General features: G+C 70.4%; 19 protein-coding genes. 6 read left to right on the top strand and 13 right to left on the bottom strand.

Translation table 11 applies throughout. The annotated features are described in order from the left end of the window. Positions 1-3 precede the first annotated feature (3 nt). Positions 4-684, bottom strand: coding sequence for a response regulator (locus INP57_RS10685; protein ID WP_200069993.1), 681 nt, complete (start codon positions 682-684; stop codon positions 4-6). Further along, on the bottom strand, positions 681-2369 hold the full coding sequence (locus INP57_RS10690; RefSeq protein WP_200069994.1) for a sensor histidine kinase: 1689 nt from the start codon (positions 2367-2369) through the stop codon (positions 681-683). The genes INP57_RS10685 and INP57_RS10690 overlap by 4 nt, the downstream gene beginning before the upstream one ends. A gap of 158 nt (positions 2370-2527) precedes the next feature. On the opposite strand from INP57_RS10690, the gene INP57_RS10695 reads away from it, so the two are divergent. After that, complete coding sequence (locus INP57_RS10695) at positions 2528-3910, top strand: cation:dicarboxylate symporter family transporter (protein WP_200069995.1); 1383 nt, start codon at positions 2528-2530, stop codon at positions 3908-3910. A 43-nt stretch (positions 3911-3953) separates the two neighbouring features. Beyond that, complete coding sequence (locus tag INP57_RS10700) at positions 3954-4880, top strand: CE1 family esterase (protein ID WP_200069996.1); 927 nt, start codon at positions 3954-3956, stop codon at positions 4878-4880. 31 nt (positions 4881-4911) lie between these two features. Here the strand turns inward: INP57_RS10700 and INP57_RS10705 are convergent, their stop codons facing one another. From INP57_RS10705 to hisD, 4 genes are read right to left on the bottom strand one after another with little or no spacing between them, the layout of a single operon-like run. Beyond that, positions 4912-5061, bottom strand: coding sequence for a CG2302 family histidine operon protein (locus INP57_RS10705; protein ID WP_200069997.1), 150 nt, complete (start codon positions 5059-5061; stop codon positions 4912-4914). After that, positions 5058-5681, bottom strand: coding sequence for an imidazoleglycerol-phosphate dehydratase HisB (gene hisB, locus INP57_RS10710; protein WP_200069998.1), 624 nt, complete (start codon positions 5679-5681; stop codon positions 5058-5060). The genes INP57_RS10705 and hisB overlap by 4 nt, the downstream gene beginning before the upstream one ends. After that, positions 5678-6805, bottom strand: a complete 1128-nt coding sequence (locus INP57_RS10715; protein WP_200069999.1) for a histidinol-phosphate transaminase — start codon at positions 6803-6805, stop codon at positions 5678-5680. Before INP57_RS10715 ends, hisB begins: the two co-directional genes overlap by 4 nt. 24 nt (positions 6806-6829) lie before the next feature. After that, the gene (hisD, locus tag INP57_RS10720; RefSeq protein WP_200070000.1) at positions 6830-8158 is read right to left on the bottom strand and encodes a histidinol dehydrogenase; all 1329 of its coding nucleotides are present in this window, start codon (positions 8156-8158) and stop codon (positions 6830-6832) included. A gap of 183 nt (positions 8159-8341) precedes the next feature. Here hisD and INP57_RS10725 point away from each other — a divergent pair, with 183 nt between their 5' ends. Continuing rightward, positions 8342-9595 (top strand): M14 family metallopeptidase, encoded by a 1254-nt coding sequence (locus INP57_RS10725; protein ID WP_200070001.1) that lies wholly within the window; start codon positions 8342-8344, stop codon positions 9593-9595. 173 nt (positions 9596-9768) lie between these two features. Next, positions 9769-10548, top strand: coding sequence for an SAM-dependent methyltransferase (locus INP57_RS10730; protein WP_304611153.1), 780 nt, complete (start codon positions 9769-9771; stop codon positions 10546-10548). A gap of 35 nt (positions 10549-10583) precedes the next feature. Here INP57_RS10730 and INP57_RS10735 read toward each other — a convergent pair whose 3' ends face one another. From INP57_RS10735 to INP57_RS10745, 3 genes are all read right to left on the bottom strand, one after another. Then, positions 10584-12038: an HNH endonuclease signature motif containing protein gene (locus INP57_RS10735; protein ID WP_200070003.1), complete on the bottom strand. Its 1455-nt coding sequence runs from the start codon at positions 12036-12038 to the stop codon at positions 10584-10586. A 239-nt stretch (positions 12039-12277) separates the two neighbouring features. Further along, positions 12278-12439, bottom strand: a complete 162-nt coding sequence (locus INP57_RS10740; RefSeq protein ID WP_200070004.1) for a hypothetical protein — start codon at positions 12437-12439, stop codon at positions 12278-12280. Positions 12440-12801: 362 nt separating this feature from the next. Then, complete coding sequence (locus tag INP57_RS10745) at positions 12802-13479, bottom strand: DUF2848 domain-containing protein (RefSeq protein ID WP_200070005.1); 678 nt, start codon at positions 13477-13479, stop codon at positions 12802-12804. 99 nt (positions 13480-13578) lie between these two features. On the opposite strand from INP57_RS10745, the gene INP57_RS10750 reads away from it, so the two are divergent. Next, positions 13579-14871: an MFS transporter gene (locus INP57_RS10750; protein ID WP_200070006.1), complete on the top strand. Its 1293-nt coding sequence runs from the start codon at positions 13579-13581 to the stop codon at positions 14869-14871. Here INP57_RS10750 and INP57_RS10755 read toward each other — a convergent pair. Then, positions 14843-15469 (bottom strand): GntR family transcriptional regulator, encoded by a 627-nt coding sequence (locus INP57_RS10755; RefSeq protein WP_233627335.1) that lies wholly within the window; start codon positions 15467-15469, stop codon positions 14843-14845. The genes INP57_RS10750 and INP57_RS10755 overlap by 29 nt on opposite strands. A gap of 79 nt (positions 15470-15548) precedes the next feature. Here INP57_RS10755 and INP57_RS10760 point away from each other — a divergent pair, with 79 nt between their 5' ends. Next, complete coding sequence (locus tag INP57_RS10760) at positions 15549-16340, top strand: carbon-nitrogen hydrolase family protein (protein WP_200070008.1); 792 nt, start codon at positions 15549-15551, stop codon at positions 16338-16340. A 13-nt stretch (positions 16341-16353) separates the two neighbouring features. On the opposite strand, the gene nadC is transcribed toward INP57_RS10760, so the two are convergent. Genes nadC through nadA form a run of 3 tightly spaced genes read right to left on the bottom strand, consistent with a single transcriptional unit; the run spans position 16354 to position 19843 of the window. After that, positions 16354-17241 carry a carboxylating nicotinate-nucleotide diphosphorylase gene (gene nadC, locus INP57_RS10765; RefSeq protein WP_200070009.1) on the bottom strand — a complete coding sequence of 296 codons (888 nt, stop codon included), beginning with the start codon at positions 17239-17241 and terminating at the stop codon, positions 16354-16356. Continuing rightward, positions 17238-18842 (bottom strand): L-aspartate oxidase, encoded by a 1605-nt coding sequence (locus tag INP57_RS10770; RefSeq protein ID WP_200070010.1) that lies wholly within the window; start codon positions 18840-18842, stop codon positions 17238-17240. The genes nadC and INP57_RS10770 overlap by 4 nt, the downstream gene beginning before the upstream one ends. Further along, positions 18839-19843 (bottom strand): quinolinate synthase NadA, encoded by a 1005-nt coding sequence (gene nadA, locus INP57_RS10775; RefSeq protein ID WP_200070011.1) that lies wholly within the window; start codon positions 19841-19843, stop codon positions 18839-18841. Before nadA ends, INP57_RS10770 begins: the two co-directional genes overlap by 4 nt. Between the last annotated feature and the right edge of the window lie 37 nt (positions 19844-19880).

Below are 19880 nucleotides of genomic sequence, written 5' to 3' on the forward strand. Positions count from 1 at the left end.
GCTTCACCCCTGCTCGCGCCAGCGGTAGAACATCTCGGGACGTCCCACGCCCCCGTACCGCGGGTCGCGCCTGGCCATGCCGTTGTCGACCAGGTACTCCAAATAGCGCCGAGCCGTCACCCGCGACACCCCGGCTTGCTCCCCCACCGCGCCCGCGGAGGCGCCTTCGCGGTGCGCGCGCAGCGCCGACACGACGGCCGCCAGCGTCTCCTCGCCCATGCCCTTCGGCAACGACGCGCGATCCACACCGCGCAAGGTGGAGAACGCGCGGTCGATCTCGCTCTGCCCGCTGGCCTCCCGATCGTGCCCGAGGCTCTGCCGGAACAGCGCGTAGTGCTCCAGCTTCTCCCGCATCGCCGCGAACGTGAACGGCTTCAACAAGTACTGCACGACACCGCTGGCGACCGAAGCGCGCACCACCTTCAGGTCCCGCGCCGAAGTCACCGCGATCACGTCGGCGGAGCTGCCCGCGTTGCGCAACGCCCGCGCGACCGCGAGACCGTCCATGTCCGGCAACCGCAGATCCAGCAGCACCAGGTCGACCTGCGTGCGCTCCAAGAACCGCAGCGCCTCCTGCCCGGTGCGGACGCGCCCGGCGACCTGGAACTCGTCCAGCCGGGACACGTACATCTCGTGCGCCTCACCGGCGACCGGGTCGTCCTCCACGACCAGCACGGAGATCACGAACTCACCTCCGGCAGCGGGATCCGCACGGTGAACACGGCTCCAGCGTCCCGCTGCACATCGACGTTTCCGCCGTAGCGGCGCACGCTCTGGCCCACCAGCGCCAGCCCCAAGCCGCGGCCGGAGTTCGCCGGGCCGCCCCCGCCGGAGCTCTCCGGGCCCCCGCCGGGGTCTTTGGTGGACCAACCGCGCCGGAACACATCCCGCGCAGTGTCCGGGTCCAGCCCCGGGCCGTTGTCCGCCACGCGGATGACCAGCGCGTCCGGCTCGGCACGCACGCTCACCTCGACCCGCGGCGACGGCGCCTCCTGCGTCGCGTCCACCGCGTTGTCGATCAGATTGCCGAGGATCGTCACCAAGTCGCGGGAACGCACGTTCCGCAGCACGCCGTCGTCGACGTCGCTGTCCTCCGACAGCACCACCTCGACACCGCGTTCCCGGGCCTCCGCGCTCTTGCCGAGCAGAACCGCCGCCAGCACCGGCTCCCCCACCGCGGTCACCACGCGATCGGTGAGCTGCTGGGCCAACTCCAGCTCAGCAGTGGCGAACGCGACGGCTTCCTCGGTGCGGCCGAGCTCGATCAACGACACCACCGCGTGCAGCCGGTTCGCCGACTCGTGCGCCTGCGAACGCAGCGACTCCGAGAATCCGCGCATCGAGTCCAGCTCCCCGGTCAACGCCTGCAGCTCCGTGTGATCGCGAAGCGTGACCACGCTGCCCAGATCACGCTCACCGCTGCGCACCGGCGAGACGTTGACCAGCACCACGCGGTCAGCGGTCAGATGCACCTCGTCGCGGACCTCCCGGTGCGCGATCAGCGTCTCGACCAACGAGCCGGGCAGCCCGAGATCGGCGGGACGGGAGCCCTCGGCCTCGGCGGGATCCACGGAAAGCAGCACAGCCGCACCATCGTTGCACAGCGTCACCGCGCCCGACGGGGAGACCAGCAGCAGCCCCTCGCGGACCGCGTGCAAGATCGCGTCGTGGTACTCGTACATCCGGCTCAGCTCCGCCGGGCGCAATCCGTGCGTGTGCCTGCGCAGCCGGCTCGCGACCAAGTAGCTGGCCAGCCCGCCGAACAGCAGCGCCGCGGCCGCCACACCGGCCAGCAGAAAGATCTGCCCGCGGAGCTCGGCGGTCAGGACCCGCACCGTGATCCCCACTGCCACCAGCGCGCGCACCCGCCCCGACTCGTCGAACACGGGAGTCACCGCGCGCACCGATGGCCCCAACGTGCCGGTGTAGGTCTCGGTGAGCAGTTCGCCACGCTGCGCAGGTGCGATGTTGCCGATGAACGGCTGCCCGATCAGCGCCGTGTTCGGGTGCGTGTAGCGGATGCCGGCCGGATCCATGATCGTGATGAACGCGACGCCCGTGTCCGCGCGCACGCGCTCAGCCAGCGGTTCCAACGTGGCCGACGGGTTCGGCGCGCCGAGCGCTCGCAGCAAGTCAGGACTCGCCGCGAGGGTGCGGGCCACCCCGGTCACCTCCTCGGCGGCCGACTGAGTGCTGCGGCGCTGCGCGTTCACGTAACCCAGCACGGCGATGACCAGCACTATCGCGGCCACCACGACCACTTGCAGCAAGAACAGCTGCGCGGCGAGGCTGGCTCCCCGCGCACCGCGCCGAGCCGCCCGATTGCTCAGCAGCGCGCGCAGGCGCCCGAGCAGAGGGAAATGCGACATGACTGAATCGTTGCTCCCGCATGAACACAATGAACGCAACGGTGACGGTCACGGCCCGTGAGTCCGATAGTCTCCCCCGATGCGCTCGTGACCCAAGACACGACCGAATGAGTGACCGCCTACCACAGTGACAGGTACATCCCGTAGGAGTTTCACCCGTGCCAAGCAAAGACGCTGCGCCCGAGGCCGCCGGTGCACCGCCGAAGAAGCGGGACCGCACGCACTACCTCTACATCTTCGTCATCGTGGCGGTGCTGGCCGGCATCGCGGTCGGGTTCGCCTTCCCCGACTTCGCGACCTCGCTGAAACCACTGGGCACCGGCTTCGTCAACCTGATCAAGATGATGATCTCGCCGGTCATCTTCTGCACCATCGTGCTCGGCGTCGGCGGAGTCCGGCAGGCCGCGAAGGTCGGCAAGGTCGGCGGCCTCGCGCTGGGCTACTTCCTCGTGATGTCCCTGGTCGCCCTCGTGATCGGGCTGCTGGTCGGCAACGTGCTGCACCCCGGTGAAGGTCTGCAGCTCACCGAGGAGATGCGCACCAGCGGCCAAGGCCAGCTCTCCGGCGGCGGTGAAGCCGAAGGACTCAGCGGCTTCCTGCTCGGCATCATCCCGAACACGCTGGTCTCCTCCCTCACCGAAGGTGAAGTGCTGCAGACGCTGCTGGTGGCGCTGCTCGCCGGGTTCGCCCTGCAAGCCCTCGGGGACAAGGGCACCCCGATCCTGAACGGCATCGAGCACATCCAGCGGCTCGTGTTCAAGATCCTCGCGATGGTGATGTGGGTCGCGCCGATCGGCGCGTTCGGCGCCATCGCCGCCGTGGTCGGCGCCACCGGCGTGGACGCGCTCAAAGGCCTCGGCATCATCATGCTCGGCTTCTACACGACCTGCGTGCTGTTCGTGTTCGTCGTCCTCGGCCCGCTGCTGTGGGCGTTCGCGCGGGTCAACGTGTTCCGGCTGCTCGCCTACCTGGGCCGGGAGTTCCTGCTGATCCTGTCCACCTCCTCCTCGGAGGCGGCGCTGCCGCGGCTGATCGCGAAGCTGGAACACCTCGGCGTGAGCAAGCCCGTCGTCGGCATCACCGTGCCCACCGGGTACTCGTTCAACCTCGACGGCACCGCGATCTACCTGACGATGGCCTCGCTGTTCATCGCCTCCGCGATGGGCGAACCGCTGGCGCTCGGCGAGCAGGTCTCGCTGCTGATCTTCATGGTCATCGCCTCGAAGGGCGCGGCAGGCGTCAGCGGCGCCGGCCTGGCCACGCTCGCGGGCGGGCTGCAGTCGCACCGGCCCGAACTGGTCGACGGCGTCGGCCTCATCGTCGGCATCGACCGGTTCATGTCGGAAGCCCGCGCGCTGACCAACTTCGCGGGCAACGCGATCGCCACCGTGATCATCGGCTCCTGGACCAAGGAGATCGACCGGGAGCAGATGCAGCGGGTGTTCGCCAAGGAAGACCCGTTCAACGAGCAGAGCTTCGTCGACGAGGAGGAGTCGACCGAGCAGGCAGCGGACAAGCAGCCCGCCACCACCGCACGCTGATGCGCGCGCGGTGCGGTACCGCGCCGGGACAGATGGGAAGAAGATGCACCGAGCAGTGCTGAGCTTGCTGATCGTTCTCGGCGCGGTCACCGCCACCGCCGCGCCCGCGCACGCGCACGCGCAACCGGATCGCCCGCCGCGCACCGGATGCGGCAGCGCATCCCCGGTCGAACCGGGCGTCACCACGAGCCGGACGGTCTTATCCGGCGGGCGGACCCGCGAATACCTGGTGCACGTACCGGAGGACTACCACCCGGACCGTCCGCTGCCGGTCGTGCTGTCCTTCCACGGGCACACTCGCAGCGCCGAATACCAAGAAGCGCTGACCGGGTTCTCCGAGCTGGACACCATCGCGGTCTACCCGCAGGGCCTGGTCGGCACCGACGGGGAAACGGCGTGGCAGGGCGCTCCCTACTCGGCCGACGCCGACGACGTGCGGTTCACCGGCGACGTGCTGGACCAAGTGGAACGCGGACTGTGCGTCGATTCGAGGCGGATCTACGCCGCCGGGAAGTCCAACGGCGGCGGATTCACCGAAATGCTCGCTTGCCGCCTCGGGCACCGCATCGCCGCGTTCGCGCCCGTCGCCGGCGCCTACTACCCGCAGAGCGGCAAGTGCGCGCCGACCGAACCGGTACCGATGATCTCGTTCCACGGCACGGCCGACGACACCATCCCCTACGAAGGAGATCCATCGCGGGGACTGCCATCGATCCCCGACTGGCTCGCCGAGTGGGCAGAGCGGGACGAATGCTTCTCGGAGCCGATCACGGATCGACCGCGGCAGGAAGTGTCCAGGCAGCGCTGGATCGGATGCGCCGGGCGAGGCGCACTCGAGCACTACCGCATCGACGGCCTCGGGCACGACTGGCCGAGCCGATCCGCGAACCCGGACTCCGAACGTCCCACGGTGCTCGAGGCGACCCCGATCATCTGGAAGTTCTTCCAGCGGCACCCGCTGCACACCTGAAACTTCGCCTGGCAGTAACAGCAGCTGGCAGTCACAGCAGCCAGGCGACCCCACCTGCGGCGGCGAGCACGGCCAGCACAGCCAGCACCGCCGCCATCACCTTGGCCGTCTTCCACATCGCGGCGACACCGCCGGCGAGGAAACCCGCCACGGCGAACAGGACCAGCGGTGCGAAGTTCACAGCGCGCCCTTGGTCGACGGCACCACACCCGCGAACCGCGGGTCCGGTTCGGTCGCCGCGCGCAGCGCACGAGCGATCGCCTTGTACTGGGCCTCCGCGATGTGGTGCGGGTCCCGGCCGTGGATCACCCGCACGTGCAGGTTGATCTGCGAGTGGAACGCCAGCGATTCGAACACGTGCCGGTTCAGCACGAACGGGTAGTTCCCGCCGATGGTGAAGCTGTTGTACTGCTCGGGTTCCCCGGTCAGCACGCAGTACGACCGGCCGGACACGTCCACGGCGGCGTGCGCCAGCGTCTCGTCCATCGGAATCCAGGCGTCGCCGAAACGGCGAATGCCCTTCTTCGCACCCAACGCCTGCCGCAACGCCTGGCCGAGCACGATCGCGGTGTCCTCGACGGTGTGGTGCGCGTCGATGTGCACATCACCCGAAGCCTTGACCTTCAGGTCGAAGGCCGCGTGCGTGCCGAGCGCGGTGAGCATGTGGTCGTAGAACGGCACCGTCGTGTCGACGTCGACCTGCCCGGTGCCGTCGAGGTCCAGTTCGACGAGCACCGACGACTCCTTGGTGGTGCGCTCCACCCGGCCGGTGCGGGCGGTACCCGCGGCGTTGTCGGTCATCGGGCGTTCTCCTCACTCGCCTCCACCAACGGCTTGCTGGCGTCCAGGAAGGCGTCGTTCTCCTCCGGTGTGCCGATGGTGACCCGCAAATGCCCCGGGATGCCGACGTCCCGGATCAGCACACCCGTCTCCAGGTAGCGCTGCCACGACCGGTGCGCGTCCGCGAACGGCCCGAACAACACGAAGTTCGCGTCGCTGTGCACCGGCGAGAAGCCCATGTCGCGGAGCGCCTGCACGACCCGATCACGCTCGTCGGACAGCGCCTGCACCGAGCCGAGCGTGGCCTCGGCGTGCCGCAGCGCCGCACGCGCGGCCGCCTGCGTCACCGCCGAGAGGTGGTACGGCAATCGCACCAGCAGCAGCGCGTCGATCACAGCGGGAGCGGCGGCCAAATACCCCAACCGGCCGCCGGCGAACGCGAACGCCTTGCTCATGGTGCGGCTGATGATGAGCTTCTGCGGGAACTCCGCGAGCAGCCCGATCGCGCTGGGCTCCGAGCAGAACTCGATGTACGCCTCGTCGACCACCACGACACCCGGCGCGGCGGCCAGCACCGCCCGCAGATCGGATTGCGCCACGACCTGGCCGGTCGGGTTGTTCGGGCTGGTCACGAACACCACGTCCGGCCGCCGCTCGGCCACGATCGCCGCCGCCTGCGCGCCGTCCAAGCTGAAGTCCGCGCGACGCGGCGCCGGGGACCAGTCCGTGCGGGTACCCGCGGAAAGGATCGGGTGCATCGAGTAGGAGGGCTCGAAACCCAGCGCGGTCCTGCCCGGTCCGCCGAACGCCTGCAGCACCTGCTGCAGCACCTCGTTCGAACCGTTCGCGGCCCAGACGTTCTGCTGCGAAACCGCGACACCCGTGGCACCGCTCAAGTACGCGGCCAAGTCCTCCCGCACCTCCACCGCGTCCCGATCCGGATAACGGTGCAGCTCGCGCGCCGCCTCGCGCACCGACGCGGCCACGTCCTCGACCAGCTCCGGGGGCGGCGGGAACGGATTCTCGTTGGTGTTCAACCGCACCGGCACTTCGAGCTGCGGAGCTCCGTACGGGCTGCGGCCGCGCAAGTCGTCGCGCAGCGGAAGGTCGGTCAGCGCCACGTCGGCGCCGAGCACGTCACTCATGTTTCTCTCTTCGCGGGGTGTTGATCAGCGGTCGAGTCCGGACGGGAAGCGGGCCGCGACGGCCTGCCCGTGCGCGGGCAGGTCCTCGGCGTCGGCGAGCGCGACGACCTTGCCCGCGACGTCCCGCAACGCCTGCTCGCTGTAGGAGACCACGTGGATGCCGCGCAGAAAGCTCTGCACGCTTAGCCCCGAGGAATGCCGTGCGCACCCACCGGTCGGCAGCACGTGGTTGGAACCCGCGCAGTAGTCGCCCAGCGACACCGGCGCGTGCGGTCCGACGAAGATCGCCCCGGCGTTGCGCACCCGCGCGGCCACCGCATCCGCGTCGGCGGTCTGGACCTCCAAGTGCTCGGCGGCGTAAGCGTCCACCACCCGCACGCCGTCTCCCAGCGTGCTCACCAGCACGCATCCCGACTGGTCACCGGTGAGCGCGGTGCGGATGCGCTCTTGATGCCGGGTCATCGGCACCTGGCCGTCCAGCTCGGCGTCGACGGCGTCCGCGAGTTCCGCCGAGGTCGTGACCAGCACGCTGGCCGCGAGCGTGTCGTGCTCGGCCTGGCTGATCAGGTCGGCGGCCACGTGCGCCGGGTCGGCGGTGTCGTCGGCCAGCACCGCGATCTCGGTCGGGCCGGCTTCGGCGTCGATGCCGATGATGCTGCGCAGGTGCCTCTTGGCGGCGGTGACGTAGACGTTGCCGGGGCCGGTGACCAGATCCGCTGGGGCGAGTTCGGCACCGTCGGTGTCCGCTGCGCCGTACGCCAGCAGCGCCACGGCCTGCGCGCCACCGACCGCCCACACCTCGTCGACCCCGAGCAGTTCCGCGGCCGCCAGGATCGTCGGGTGCGGCAGGCCGTCGAAAGCCTCCTGCGGCGGTGAGCAGACCACCAGCGACTCCACGCCGGCGGTCTGCGCGGGCACCACGTTCATCACAACGCTCGACGGGTACACCGCCAGCCCACCCGGCGCGTACAGCCCGACCCGGGACACCGGAACCCACCGCTCGGTGACCGTGCCGCCCGGCACGACCTGCGTCGTCACGTCGGTGCGACGCTGATCGTGGTGCACTCGGCGAGCGCGGTCGATGGACTCCTCGAGCGCCACCCGCACCTCGGGGTCCAGCTCGTCGAGCGCCCTGGTGAGTTCGGCTGCGGGTACCCGGACCTGCTTGGGCCGGACCGAGTCGAAGCGCTCCGTGTGCTCCAGCACCGCCTCCACACCGCGGTCCCGCACCGATTCGATCACCGGCCGCACCCGGTGCAGCACGTGCTCCACGTCCGTCTCCGCGCGCGGCAGCTTGGTGCGCAATTCGGCGGTGGACGGAACTCGACCGCGCAGGTCGGTACGGGTGAGCATGAGCGTCCTTTCGACTCGGGTGACGCTGCCACCAGGGTAATCGGCCCGGACCGGGGCGTCCGATGCGCATGGTGCGGCGAATGGGAAAACGGTGAGCAACTCCTTGCGACGTAAGTCGGTTGCCAACCGGTCCGCTACTCGGGGAACCTCATTGATCACAATCAGTGCTCGATCGGAGGCCCGATGTCCAGCGCACGGCGCAGAGCAGCAGCGGTGGCGGCCACCGCATCCCTGGTACTGCTACTACCGGCCCAGGCGGGGGTGGCCGCGCCAGGCGGCACCGCCCAGCCCGGCGGAGCGGCCGTTTACACGGTGCCCGACACCGACAGCCGCATCCGCACCGACCTGAACGCCTCCGGAGCCCAAGTGCTCGGGGTGCAGGACGGTGTGGCCACCATCGAGGCCACCGGCGAAGAGGCTGCGCAGCTGCGCGAACGCGGCCTGGCACTGCACCTGCAGGCCGCCAACGCCGAAGTGCTCGCGCAGCGCAACGCCAAGGCGGGGGCGCGGGACTTCCCACCCGGCGACGAGGCGTACCACAACTACGACGAGATGGTCGCCGAGCTGGGCAAGGCCGCCGCCGATCATCCCGACCTGGCCGCTCAGTCGAGCATCGGCAAGAGCTTCGAGGGCCGGGACATCCCCGTGCTCAAGATCAGCGACAACGTGGCGCAGGACGAGGACGAGCCCGAGGTCCTGTTCGACTGCAACCAGCACGCGCGCGAACACCTGACCACCGAGATGTGCCTGCGCGTGGTCAACCGGCTCACCGACAACTACGACGACCCGGCCGTCAAGGACATGGTGGACAACCGGGAGATCTGGGTGATCCCGTCGGTGAACGTCGACGGCTCGACCTACGACGTGGAGTCCGGGCAGTACCAGGGCTGGCGGAAGAACCGCCAGGACACCGGTACCGACCTCAACCGCAACTGGGGTTACAAGTGGGGTTGCTGCGGCGGCGCCAGCGACGATCCGCAGGACGAGACCTACCGGGGCAGCGCCCCGTTCTCCGCGCCGGAAACGGCCGCGATCGCCGAGTTCATCGATTCCCGCGTGGTCGGGGGCGAGCAGCAGATCAAGTCCGCGATCGATTTCCACACCTTCTCGGAGCTGGTGCTCTGGCCGTTCGGGCACACCCCGGACGACGTCACCGAGGGCATGACCCAGCAGGAGCACGACCGCTTCGAGCGGGTCGGCAAGGAGATCGCCGGGACGAACGGTTACACCCCGCAGCAGTCCAGCGATCTGTACACCACCGACGGCGACAGCCTGGATTGGATGTGGGGCAAGCACAAGATCCTCGCGTTCACGTTGGAGATGTACCCCTCCAGCGGTGGCATCGACGGGTTCTACCCCCCGGGTGACGTGATCGATCGGGAAACGGCCCGCAACGACGCGGCCGTGGACATCGTGATCCGGGAAGCCGGCGCCTGAGCTGTTCCCACCCCCGACCGGCGGGCCGTTCGCCAGTTGCGCACGGCCCGCCCTCGGCCGTCGCCGGGTCGCTACGATCGCCGGGTTCGCGCCCGCGGTAGGCGAGGAGGCCGGCGATCGGCAGCGATGACGAGATTCTCGAGAGGCTGGCCGACATCCAGGGCGAACCTGATCTGCAGCGGCCGAACGCGGCGCGCATGTACGACTACTTCCTCGGCGGAACGCAGAACTTCCCCGCTGACCGGGTCGCCGCGCAGCGACAGCTGGGTCTGCTGCCCGCCACTCGCGTCGGGGTCCGCGAGAACCGCGCTTTCCTGCGACGGGTGGTGCGGCATTGCATCGGACGCGGAATCCGCCAGTTCCTCGACTTGGGTTCCGGCATCCCCACTGCGGGGAACGTGCACGAGGTGGCGCTTCGCGACGCACCGGATTCCGTGATCGCCTACGTGGACCACGAACCCGTGGCCGTGGCGCACGGGCTTCGGCTGCTGCATGGCGAACCGAACGTCACCGTCACCCAGGCCGATCTGGCCGAGCCGCGGGACGTGCTGTCCGCCGCCGGCGTGCGCGGATTGCTGGACTTCGACCGGCCGATCGCCGTACTCGCGCTCTCGGTGCTGCATTTCGTGCCGGACGAGTCGGATCCTGCCGGGATTCTCGCGACTTACCGGCGTTCCTGCGCCCCGGGCAGCGTGCTGGCGATCAGCCACGCTTCCGGCGCGGGCCTGACGACCACCCAGGTCACCGAGGGACTGCGCATCTACGACGAAACGCCGACTCCGCTGACGCTGCGCCCCGCCGACCGCGTGGACGAGTTGCTGGCCGGCTGGTCGGTCGTTTCGCCTGGCGTGGTCCCGGTCGTGGACTGGCGACCGGAGCACCAGGTCGACCCGGACGTTCGCGAGGCCGTCGGCAACGGCTGGGCCGCGGTGGCGGTGGCGACGGAGGCGTGACCGGGCGCGGGCGCGCCTCGGTGCCCTGGCCACTGTCAGTCGGTGGTCAGGTGAGGTGGTTCGTGGTGTGCCCGGTTGCCGGGCCTCGGTGTTCGCGCGGGGTCGACCCATGCGGGTGGGGTGAAGACCGGGCGTCCTTGGTGGAGCTGGATGTTCCAGTGCTGCGCGTGGATGACCGTGTGGTGATGGGCGCAGAGCATGACGAGGTTGGTCAGTGCTGTGTGGCCTCCGTCGGCCCAGTGGCGGATGTGGTGTGCTTGCGCGGTTCCGGGTGGGTGGTCGCAGCCGGGGAAAGCGCAGCTGCCGTCGCGGGCGAGCAGGGCCGCACGCAGGTGTGGTGGGGCGGAGCGCTGTGCCCGGCCGACGTCGAGAGGGCGGCTTTCGCCGTCCAGCAGGACCGGCAGGATCTCGGCGTCGCAGGCGATGCGCCTGGCGTTGTCCGCGGTGATCGGCTGGCCGGTGGTGTCGATGGTGCCGCCGAATCGCGCGGCGGCGGCGTCCTCGGCGGTGCCGCGCAGCTGGTCGACGTTGATGGTCACGGCCATGTGCGGACGCTGCCCGCCGGAGCGCGGCAGGGCATCCGAGCCCAGGGAGGTCTCGAGCAGTTCGGCGAACGCGTCGGCACGGCGTTTGCTTGCCGAACGCATGTCGCGTTCGCCGGTGTTCTGTGCTCGCTCGCCGGTGTTCTGTGCTCGTGGGCCGGTGAGCGGTTCGAGCGCGGCTCGCAGCTTCGCGCCGGTTTCCCGGTCCAGTCGTCCTTTCAGCACGGTCATGCCGTCGCGTCCGGTGGTCAGCTGCAGCTCGCGGCGTTCGATCTGGTTCTGCTCCTCGCGCAGGGCACCGTCCTGGTCGAGCAGGTACCGGATGCGACGGGCCAGTACTTCCAGCTCACGTGGTGAGAGCTTCTTCGCCTCGTCGGCGAGTAGTTCTTCGGCCTCGGCGCGCCGCTCGGCGCTGGTCCACGGCGGCAGTGCCGCGATGCCGTCCACGATCACTTTCGCGTGGGCCAAGCTCATCTCCCGCGCCCGGAGCACGCCCGCCGTGGCAGGCAGCGACGGGGCCTGCTGGAGCCCTCCGGGCTCGGTGCGGTCGGTTACGGCTCGTGCCACGACCACTCGGGACGTCGCGTCCCCGGCATGGATGTTGAGCATCTCCCGCAGCCACACCGGCATCGAGCGCGTCCCGGCCGCGGTGTGCAGGCCGCGCTGCTCCGACTCGGCGATCTGCTCCGCCTGCCACACCAGGGCGGCGCGGATCACCGATTCGCAGTCGGCGATCCCGGCGACGAGTTCCTCGTCCGAGCGCGCGGCCGCCGCCCGATCGCGGCAACCGAGAAGTTCCTCCACAGCGGCTGCGACATCGAGGACGTCCTCCGCCTGCTGCCTTCGACCCGCGCGTGCACCGGCATCGCCGGACGACAGCACACGCCGCGGCTCGGGCACGGACTGCTCCGAGTCGCGAGGGGGCGGCACATCGACGAACGAATCCACGCCATCGAGCGTTCCAGCTCGAACACGGGTTCGTCATCACTTGATCAGGGTGTATCCACCGCAAAAAACCAAGCACACCGCAAAACCGACATCAGCGGCCGCGGAGCACTGCGACGCACTTCTCGCTCAGCGCTGCAGGCCACTCAGCGCTGCAAGGGCCTACTCAGCACTACGTCAGTAACGGCGAGGGCGAGCCCGGAGCCTCGCCCGCGCCGGCTCGTGCGTCCGGAGGGAGCGGCTCAGGACAGCAGCAGAACGATCACGCCCACCACGATGCCGATCAGGACCACGACCGCCGCCGTGATCATGACGGCCCGAAGCTGCGGCTGCTGCTCCTTGGCCTCCGTCTGCGCTCGCTCGCGCCACTGCATGAACGTGGTGCCCTCGCCGCTGTCGCTCACGTCTGTCTCCCACTCGTCGTGTGCTGCTTATGGCACCGCCCGCGGCCGTTCCGCGAACTTGTGGGCAATCACGATGCCACATCGGCGAGATCACATTAGGACCACGTGCCCGGCGGGCGGATCCAGGCAGCTCCGGCTGGTGCCCGATCGCAGCGCCGCGGCTCTGCCCGGCCGAGGCGCAGCCGGTGCTGCCGATCCGGCACGTGGTGGAGGCGTCGAGGATGGCGGTCACGTCGCAGCAGATCAACCCGCCGGAAGACGAACCCGATCGTGGCGCGCGACTCGGGCGTGGCGCCCTCCTGCGGTGCTCGCGGAGGCAGGTGATCGCGGGGGCGGCTGCGACGTGCTCTCCGCCGCCCGGCCTAAGCAACCGGCCGCGGCAGCACCTGCACGGCGTACTCGCAGCTCAGCGCATCGCCATTGGCGGGGTCACCGAGTTCGGCACGCCACGAGCCGGCGAACTGGTCGACGGCCGGGTCCATCGGAATCGTGCCCGACAGCAGCACCGTTCCCGGCTCGGCCAAACCCCACGCACGAAGCTCACCGAGCCAATACGCCGGAGTGAGCAGCTCCGCGAGGGTGCCGTGCTGGATGCGCCGCCCGCCCGCCCAGGCGGTGAGCGTTAGTTCGTCGATCCGGTCGGCCACGTCGACCAGCCGCCACGCACGACGTCCCAGCACGTCCGGTCCGGCCTGCTTGCTCCACGCCACGCCGTGCACTTCCAGTTCCCGGTCGGTGTGGTCGCAGGCCGCGGTCAGCAGCACGTCGCGTTCGTCCGCGCCTGCGATGACCAGTGCCCATTCCGCTTCACCGGAGGTGCGGGCGTGCTGCACCGGCACCTCGGCGACCTGCATCGCCAGGTACGGCGCGATCGGGTAGAGGCTGGGCGTGCGGGTGGGCGCGGGCACCCCCAGTTCGGCGAGTTCGGCGACGTGCGCGGCAACGTCGTCCTGGCGGCGCCCTGCGTAGCCGGCGTTGAGCAGGGTGCGGACCGGCACCTCGACGGACTCGCCGGCCACATCGAAACAAAGCGGAGACATCGAGCCCTCCCAATCGGCATACTTCTTGTATACAGTTCGTATCACGCTTGCGGCCGCCCGCGCCGCCGATGTGACGAACCCCGTCGACAAGGAACCCGGATGCAGCTCGCCGACACCCCGACCCGGCCGCCGCGGAAAGACCTGATCAAGGCGTTCACCGCCGCGCTGTCCGGCACCTCGCTGGAGTGGTACGACTTCGCCGCCTATTCGGTCGCCTCCGCCCTGGTCTTCGGCGACCTGTTCTTCCCCAGCCAAGACCCGCTCTCCGGCACGTTGCTGGCGTTCTCCACCTACGCCGTCGGGTACCTGTCCCGGCCGTTGGGCGGTTTCGTGTTCGGCCGCCTCGGCGACGTGCTCGGGCGCAAGCAGGTTCTGGTGACGACGCTGCTGCTCACCGGGATCGCGACGGTGCTGATCGGCCTGCTGCCCACGCACGGACAGGTCGGTTCGCTCGGCGCGGTGCTGCTGGTGACGCTGCGGTTCGCGCAAGGCGTCGGCATCGGCGGCGAATGGGGCGGCGCGGTGCTGCTCTCCAGCGAGTTCGGCAGCGACAAGCAGCGCGGCTTCTGGGCCTCCGCCGCGCAGATCGGCCCGCCTGCGGGGAACCTGCTGGCCAACGGGGTGCTGGCAGCGCTGGCGGCGTTGTTGAGCACGCAGCAGTTCATGGCGTGGGGCTGGCGGATCGCGTTCCTGCTCTCGGCGGTGCTGGTGATCTTCGGACTCTGGATCCGGGTGCGGCTCGAGGAGACACCGGTCTTCCAGCAGCTCAAGCGCGAAGGCGAGCAGTCTTCCGCACCACTGCGCGAGGTGTTCACCCGCGAACCCCGCGCGCTGCTCGCGGCGATCCTTTCCCGGGTCGGGCCGGATGTGCTGTACGCGCTGTTCACGGTCTTCGTGCTCACCTACGCCACCAAGGAGCTCGGCCTGCCGCAGAGCTGGGCGGTCGCCGGCGTCATGCTCGGTTCCACTTGCCAGCTCGCGCTCATCCCGGCCGCCGGCTGGCTGTCCGACCGCTGGGGTCGCCGCCGGGTCTACGCGCTCGGGGCGGTCGGCGGCGCGGTGTGGCCGTTCCTGTTCTTCCCGCTGATCGGCGGTGGTTCAGCGCCGATGCTGGTGGTCGGCGTCGTCGTCGGGCTGCTGTGGCATTCGCTGATGTACGGGCCGCAGGGCGCTTTCGTCTCCGAGCAGTTCAGTCCGCGGCTGCGCTACACCGGTTGTTCGCTGGCCTACACGCTGGCCGGAGTGATCGGCGGCGCGTTGGCTCCGCTGCTGTTCACCTCGCTGTTCGCGTACTTCGACAGCTGGATCGCACCGGCCTGCTACCTGTTCGGGACCTGCGTGGTGACGCTGGCCGGACTGGCGATCAGCCCGCGAGCAGCACGTGCCGAGTAGCTTCCAGGTGCGCGCTGATCGCCGCATCGGCCGCGGCGGCGTCGCCGGCGGTGAGCGCCTTGAGGATCGCGTCGTGCTCGTCGAGCACTGCATTGCGGCGGTTGGCGGCCGAGAACAGGGCGACGATGCCCGCGCGCACTTGGCGCGCCCGCAGCCCGTCGTAGCTCTTGTTCAGCATGTCGTTGCCGACCGCGTGGACCAGCGCGGTGTGGAACCGGTGGTCGAGGTCGATGAACCTCCGCGTGTCGGCATCGGCCGGTATCGCCCGCTGCTCGTCGAGTTCGGTGCGCATCGCCGCGAGCGGAACGGTGCCGAGCTCCAGGGCCCTGCGCGCGGAGTACTGCTCGATCATGCCGCGCAGCTCGAACAGCTCCCGGATCTCGCGCCCGCCCACCGGTGCGATGTAAGCGCCGCGTTTGGGCACCAGCTGCACGAGTTCCTCGGCGGCCAGCAGCAGCAGCGCTTCGCGGATCGGCGTGCGGGACACTCCGATGTCGTCGGCGAGCGCCTGCTCGTTCACGAACCGGCCCTGCATGGCGGGATCGCTGAGCACGGCGTCTTTGAGATGCTCGTAAGCGAGCTGGCGTCCCGAGGTCAACGGTGGCTCCTCGCGCATGTTCACCGACGTTGCATATTGCTGGTATACAACAGTGTAGAGGCGAAGGAAGGCGGAACCCATGCGCGTGGCGCTGTGCCAGATCGTGTCCACTCCCGAGCCGGCGGCGAACCTGGAACTCGTCGCAGACGGCGTGCGCCGGGCCGCCGAGTCCGGCGCGGACCTCGCGGTGTTCCCGGAGGCCACGATGGCCTGCTTCGGCACGAAGCTGGGCCCGCTGGCCGAACCGCTGGACGGCCCGTGGGCGAGCGAGGTCCGGCGCATCGCCGACGACGCCGGGATCGCCGTCGTCGCGGGCATGTTCACCCCCGCCGATGAAGGCCGGGTGACCAACACCCTGCTGGTCACCGGGCGCGGACTGGACGCGCACTACGACAAGATCCACCTCTACGACGCTTTCGGATTCGCGGAATCCCGCACCGTCGCACCCGGCGCCGAACCGCTGGTGGTGGACCTCGCCGGCACTCGTTTCGGCGTAACGACCTGCTACGACGTGCGCTTCCCCGGACTGTTCACCGCGCTGGCCGACCAGGGCGCTTCGGTGATCGTCACCGCGGCGTCCTGGGGCGCGGGCGAGGGCAAGCGGGACCAGTGGGAACTGCTCGTGCGCGCACGCGCGCTGGACAGCACCTCGTGGATCGCGGCGTGCGGGCAGGCGGACCCGCGAACCCGGGGGATCGAGCCGAGCGGCAAGGCGCCCACCGGCATCGGCTACAGCACCGTCGCAGGCCCGCTCGGCGCGATCCACGCGCAGCTCGCCGATGCCCCGGACGTGCTGGTCGTCGATCTCGATGAGGAGCCCGTGCAGCAGGCGCGCGGCAGCGTCCCGGTGCTGGCGAACCGCAAGTTCTGAGCGCGGCGCGCGCTCACATGTCCAACCCGATGTCCAGCGCGGGCGACGAGTGGGTCAACGCACCTACAGCCAGGTAGTGCACCCCGGTGTCGGCGTAGCTGCGGGCGACGTCGAGGGTGAGTCCGCCGGATGCTTCCAGCTCGGTGCCGGGTGAGACCTCGCGGGTGCGGCGCACCGCATCGGCGCAGTCCGCAGGGCCGAAGTTGTCCAGCAGGACCAGCTCGGCGCCCTCTTCCAGCACCTCGTCGAGCTCTTCCGGAGTGGACACTTCGATTTCGGCGGGCAGATCCGGCGCGTGTTCCCGGCAGGCGCGCAGCGCCGCGACGACCGAACCGGCCGCGACGACGTGGTTGTCCTTGATGAGCATGGCGTCGCCGAGCCCCATGCGGTGATTGACCCCGCCGCCGCTGCGCACCGCGTACTTCTGCAGCACCCGCAGGCCGGGCAGGGTTTTGCGGCTGTCCCGGATGCGGCAGCCGGTGCCTTCGACGGCACGCACCCATTCCGCGGTCGCGGTGGCGATGCCGGAGAGGTGGCAGAGCAGGTTCAGCGCGGTGCGTTCGGCGGTGAGCAGGCCGCGAACCGGCGCGTGCACGCTCAACGCGCTCTCCCCCGGCATGATCATGTCGCCGTCGGTTCGGCTGTGCAGCACCTTGTACCCGTCCGGGCCGAGGACTTCGTCGAGCACCGCGCGGGCGACCGGGATTCCGGCCACGACGCCGGCCGGGCGCGATCGGAACTCGGCTTCGGCGATGGCGTCCACCTGCACCGTCGCCTCCGTGGTGGCGTCCAGCCCGTAGCGCAGGTCCTCGGCGAGCGCGGCCCGCACCAGCGCGCGCACTTCCTGCGGGTCCAGCCCTGCGGAGCGCAGTTGTGCCGTGGTCGCTTCGGACAGCGTCATGCCACGCTCCTCACGGGTTCGCGATCGGTGCCCAGCAGCCGGCCCGACACGTCCAGGCGCAGCGGAATGCTGCGCCGCCAGCGTACGTCGTCCGGGTTCGGGTGGTCGTTGCGCAAATGGCTGCCGCGGGATTCGGCGCGGGTGGCGGCGGCTGCCAGCATCGCGTGCGCGGTGAGTGTGAGCGCGGCGCCCTCGACGGCCTGCCTGCTCCGAAGTGGACGGACGATGCCCGCGCGGTCGAGCGCGGCCGCCGCCTCGGCGAGCCCTTCCGCGCTGCGCCCGATGCCCGCGTGCCTGCTCATGGTGCGCTGCAACAGGTCCCGGTCCACCACGGCCGCCGCGGGTATCGGCGAGTGGACCGGCTTGCGCGCACGTCCACCTGCCCGCAGGTCGCGCGCCACGGCGCGGGCTGCTCGTCCGCCGACGACCAGCCCTTCCAGCAGGCTGTTGGAGGCCAGCCGGTTCGCCCCGTGCAGGCCGGTGCGGGCGACCTCGCCCGCCGCGTACAGGCCGGCCACCCCGGTCCGTCCGTCCACATCGGACAGCACGCCGCCGCAGGAGTAGTGCGCGGCGCTGGTCACCGGAATCGGTTCGCGCGCCGGGTCGATCCCGGCTTCCCGGCAGGCCGCGAACACCGTCGGGAACCGGGCGGCGAAACCGCTCAGCCCGGTCGCGTCCAGGTACGCGCACTCCGCGCCGGTCTCGGTGATCCGCCGGTTGATCGCCGCGGAAACCACGTCGCGCGGCGCCAAGTCTGCGAGCGGGTGCTCCCCGGCCATCACGCGCCGCCCCTGCGCGTCCACCAGCACGGCGCCCTCGCCGCGCACCGCCTCGGTGACCAGCGGGCGCCTGCCCCGTGCGCCGTCCGCGGTGTGCAGCACCGTCGGATGGAACTGCACGAACTCCAGATCCGCCACCGAAGCACCCGCGCGCAGCGCGAGCGCGATCCCGTCGGCCGTGGCGACTTCCGGATTCGTGGTGGCCGCGAAGAGCTGTCCCAGCCCACCGGTGGCCAGCAGTACCGCCGGACTCCGCAGCGTGCCCGGATTCGCGGACCCGTCGAGCGCGAGCGCACCCGCGATCGCGCCGCACTCGTCGCGGATCAGCTCGGCGACGCAATGCCCTTCCAGCACGGGGATTCCACCGGCGGCCACTGCGCTCGACAACGCCCGCTGCACCTCCGCGCCGGTCGCGTCCCCACCGGCGCGGATGACGCGGAAAGCGGTGTGCCCGCCCTCGCGGGTTCGCGCGAGCGGTCCCGCGCTACCGGAATCGGTGTCGAACCGAGCACCGGCCGCGCGCAGTTCGGCCACCGCCGCCGCACCGTCGGTGAGGATCGCGCGGACGGCGTCCTCGTCGCACAATCCCGCTCCGGCGGTCAGGGTGTCGTCGACGTGCCGCTGCAAGCTGTCGCCCACGTCGTGCTCGTCGGGCCGGACCACGGCGACGCCGCCCTGCGCCCATCCGGTGTTGCCCGCCGAAACCGAGTCCTTGGTGATCACCAGCACGCGCAACCCGAGCCGCCTGGCGCTCAGCGCCGCGGTGAGTCCGGCGACGCCGGAGCCGACGACGACCAGGTCCGCACCGGCCTCCCAGCTCATTCGCCGCCCCCCGGCTTGCCGACGGAGATCATCCGCCGCACCGACTCGCGGGCGCGTTCGGCGACGTCGGCGGGCACCTCCACCTCGTCGGCCCGTTCGCGCAGGCAGCGCAGCAACGCCGCAGGCGTGATCATCTTCATGTACCGGCAGGAAGCGCGTTCGTTGACCGCCCGGAAGTCGATCTCCGGTGCGGCCCGCCGCAGCTGGTGCAGCATTCCGACCTCGGTGGCCACCAGCACCGAATCGGCCCCGGTCTCCCGCGCCGCATCGAGCATCGCGCCGGTGGAGAGGATCTTGACCCGCTCCGGCGGCACCGTGCCCTCGCCCGCCAGGTACAGCGCGGAGGTCGCGCAACCGCACTCCGGGTGGATGAACAGATCGGCGTCCGGGTTGGAAGCCGCGCGGCCCGCCAGCTCCGGCCCGTTGATCCCGGCGTGCACGTGGCATTCCCCCGCCCACACGAGAACGTTGTCCCGCCCGGTTTCGCGGCGGACGTGCGCGCCGAGGAATTGATCGGGGCAGAACAGCACTTCGCGCTCGGCGGGGATCGAGCGGACGACGTCGACGGCGTTGGACGAGGTGCAGCAGATGTCGGTCTCGGCCTTCACCTCCGCGGTGGTGTTCACGTACGAGACCACGACCGCGCCGGGGTGTTCGGCCTTCCAGGCGCGCAGCTGCTCGGCGGTGATGGAGTCGGCCAGCGAGCAGCCGGCGCGCTCGTCCGGGATCAGCACGGTCTTGCCGGGCGCGAGGATCTTCGCCGTCTCGGCCATGAAGTGCACGCCGCAGAACACGATCGTCGATGCCGGGCTGTCCGCGGCGATCCGGCTCAGCGCCAGCGAGTCGCCGGTGTGGTCGGCGACGTCCTGGATCTCCGGCAGCTGGTAGTTGTGCGCGAGCAGCACCGCGTCGCGCTGCTCGGCCAGCCTGCGGATCTCCCGCGCCCATTCCGCGTCCGGTGCCACTCCCGCGTAGGCAGCCGGTGCGTCGGCAGCCACCATCTCGTCCTCCTCACCACCGGAAACGCTGCGGTGCGCG

The organism is Saccharopolyspora galaxeae (assembly GCF_016526145.1).
Lineage (GTDB): Bacteria > Actinomycetota > Actinomycetes > Mycobacteriales > Pseudonocardiaceae > Saccharopolyspora_C > Saccharopolyspora_C galaxeae.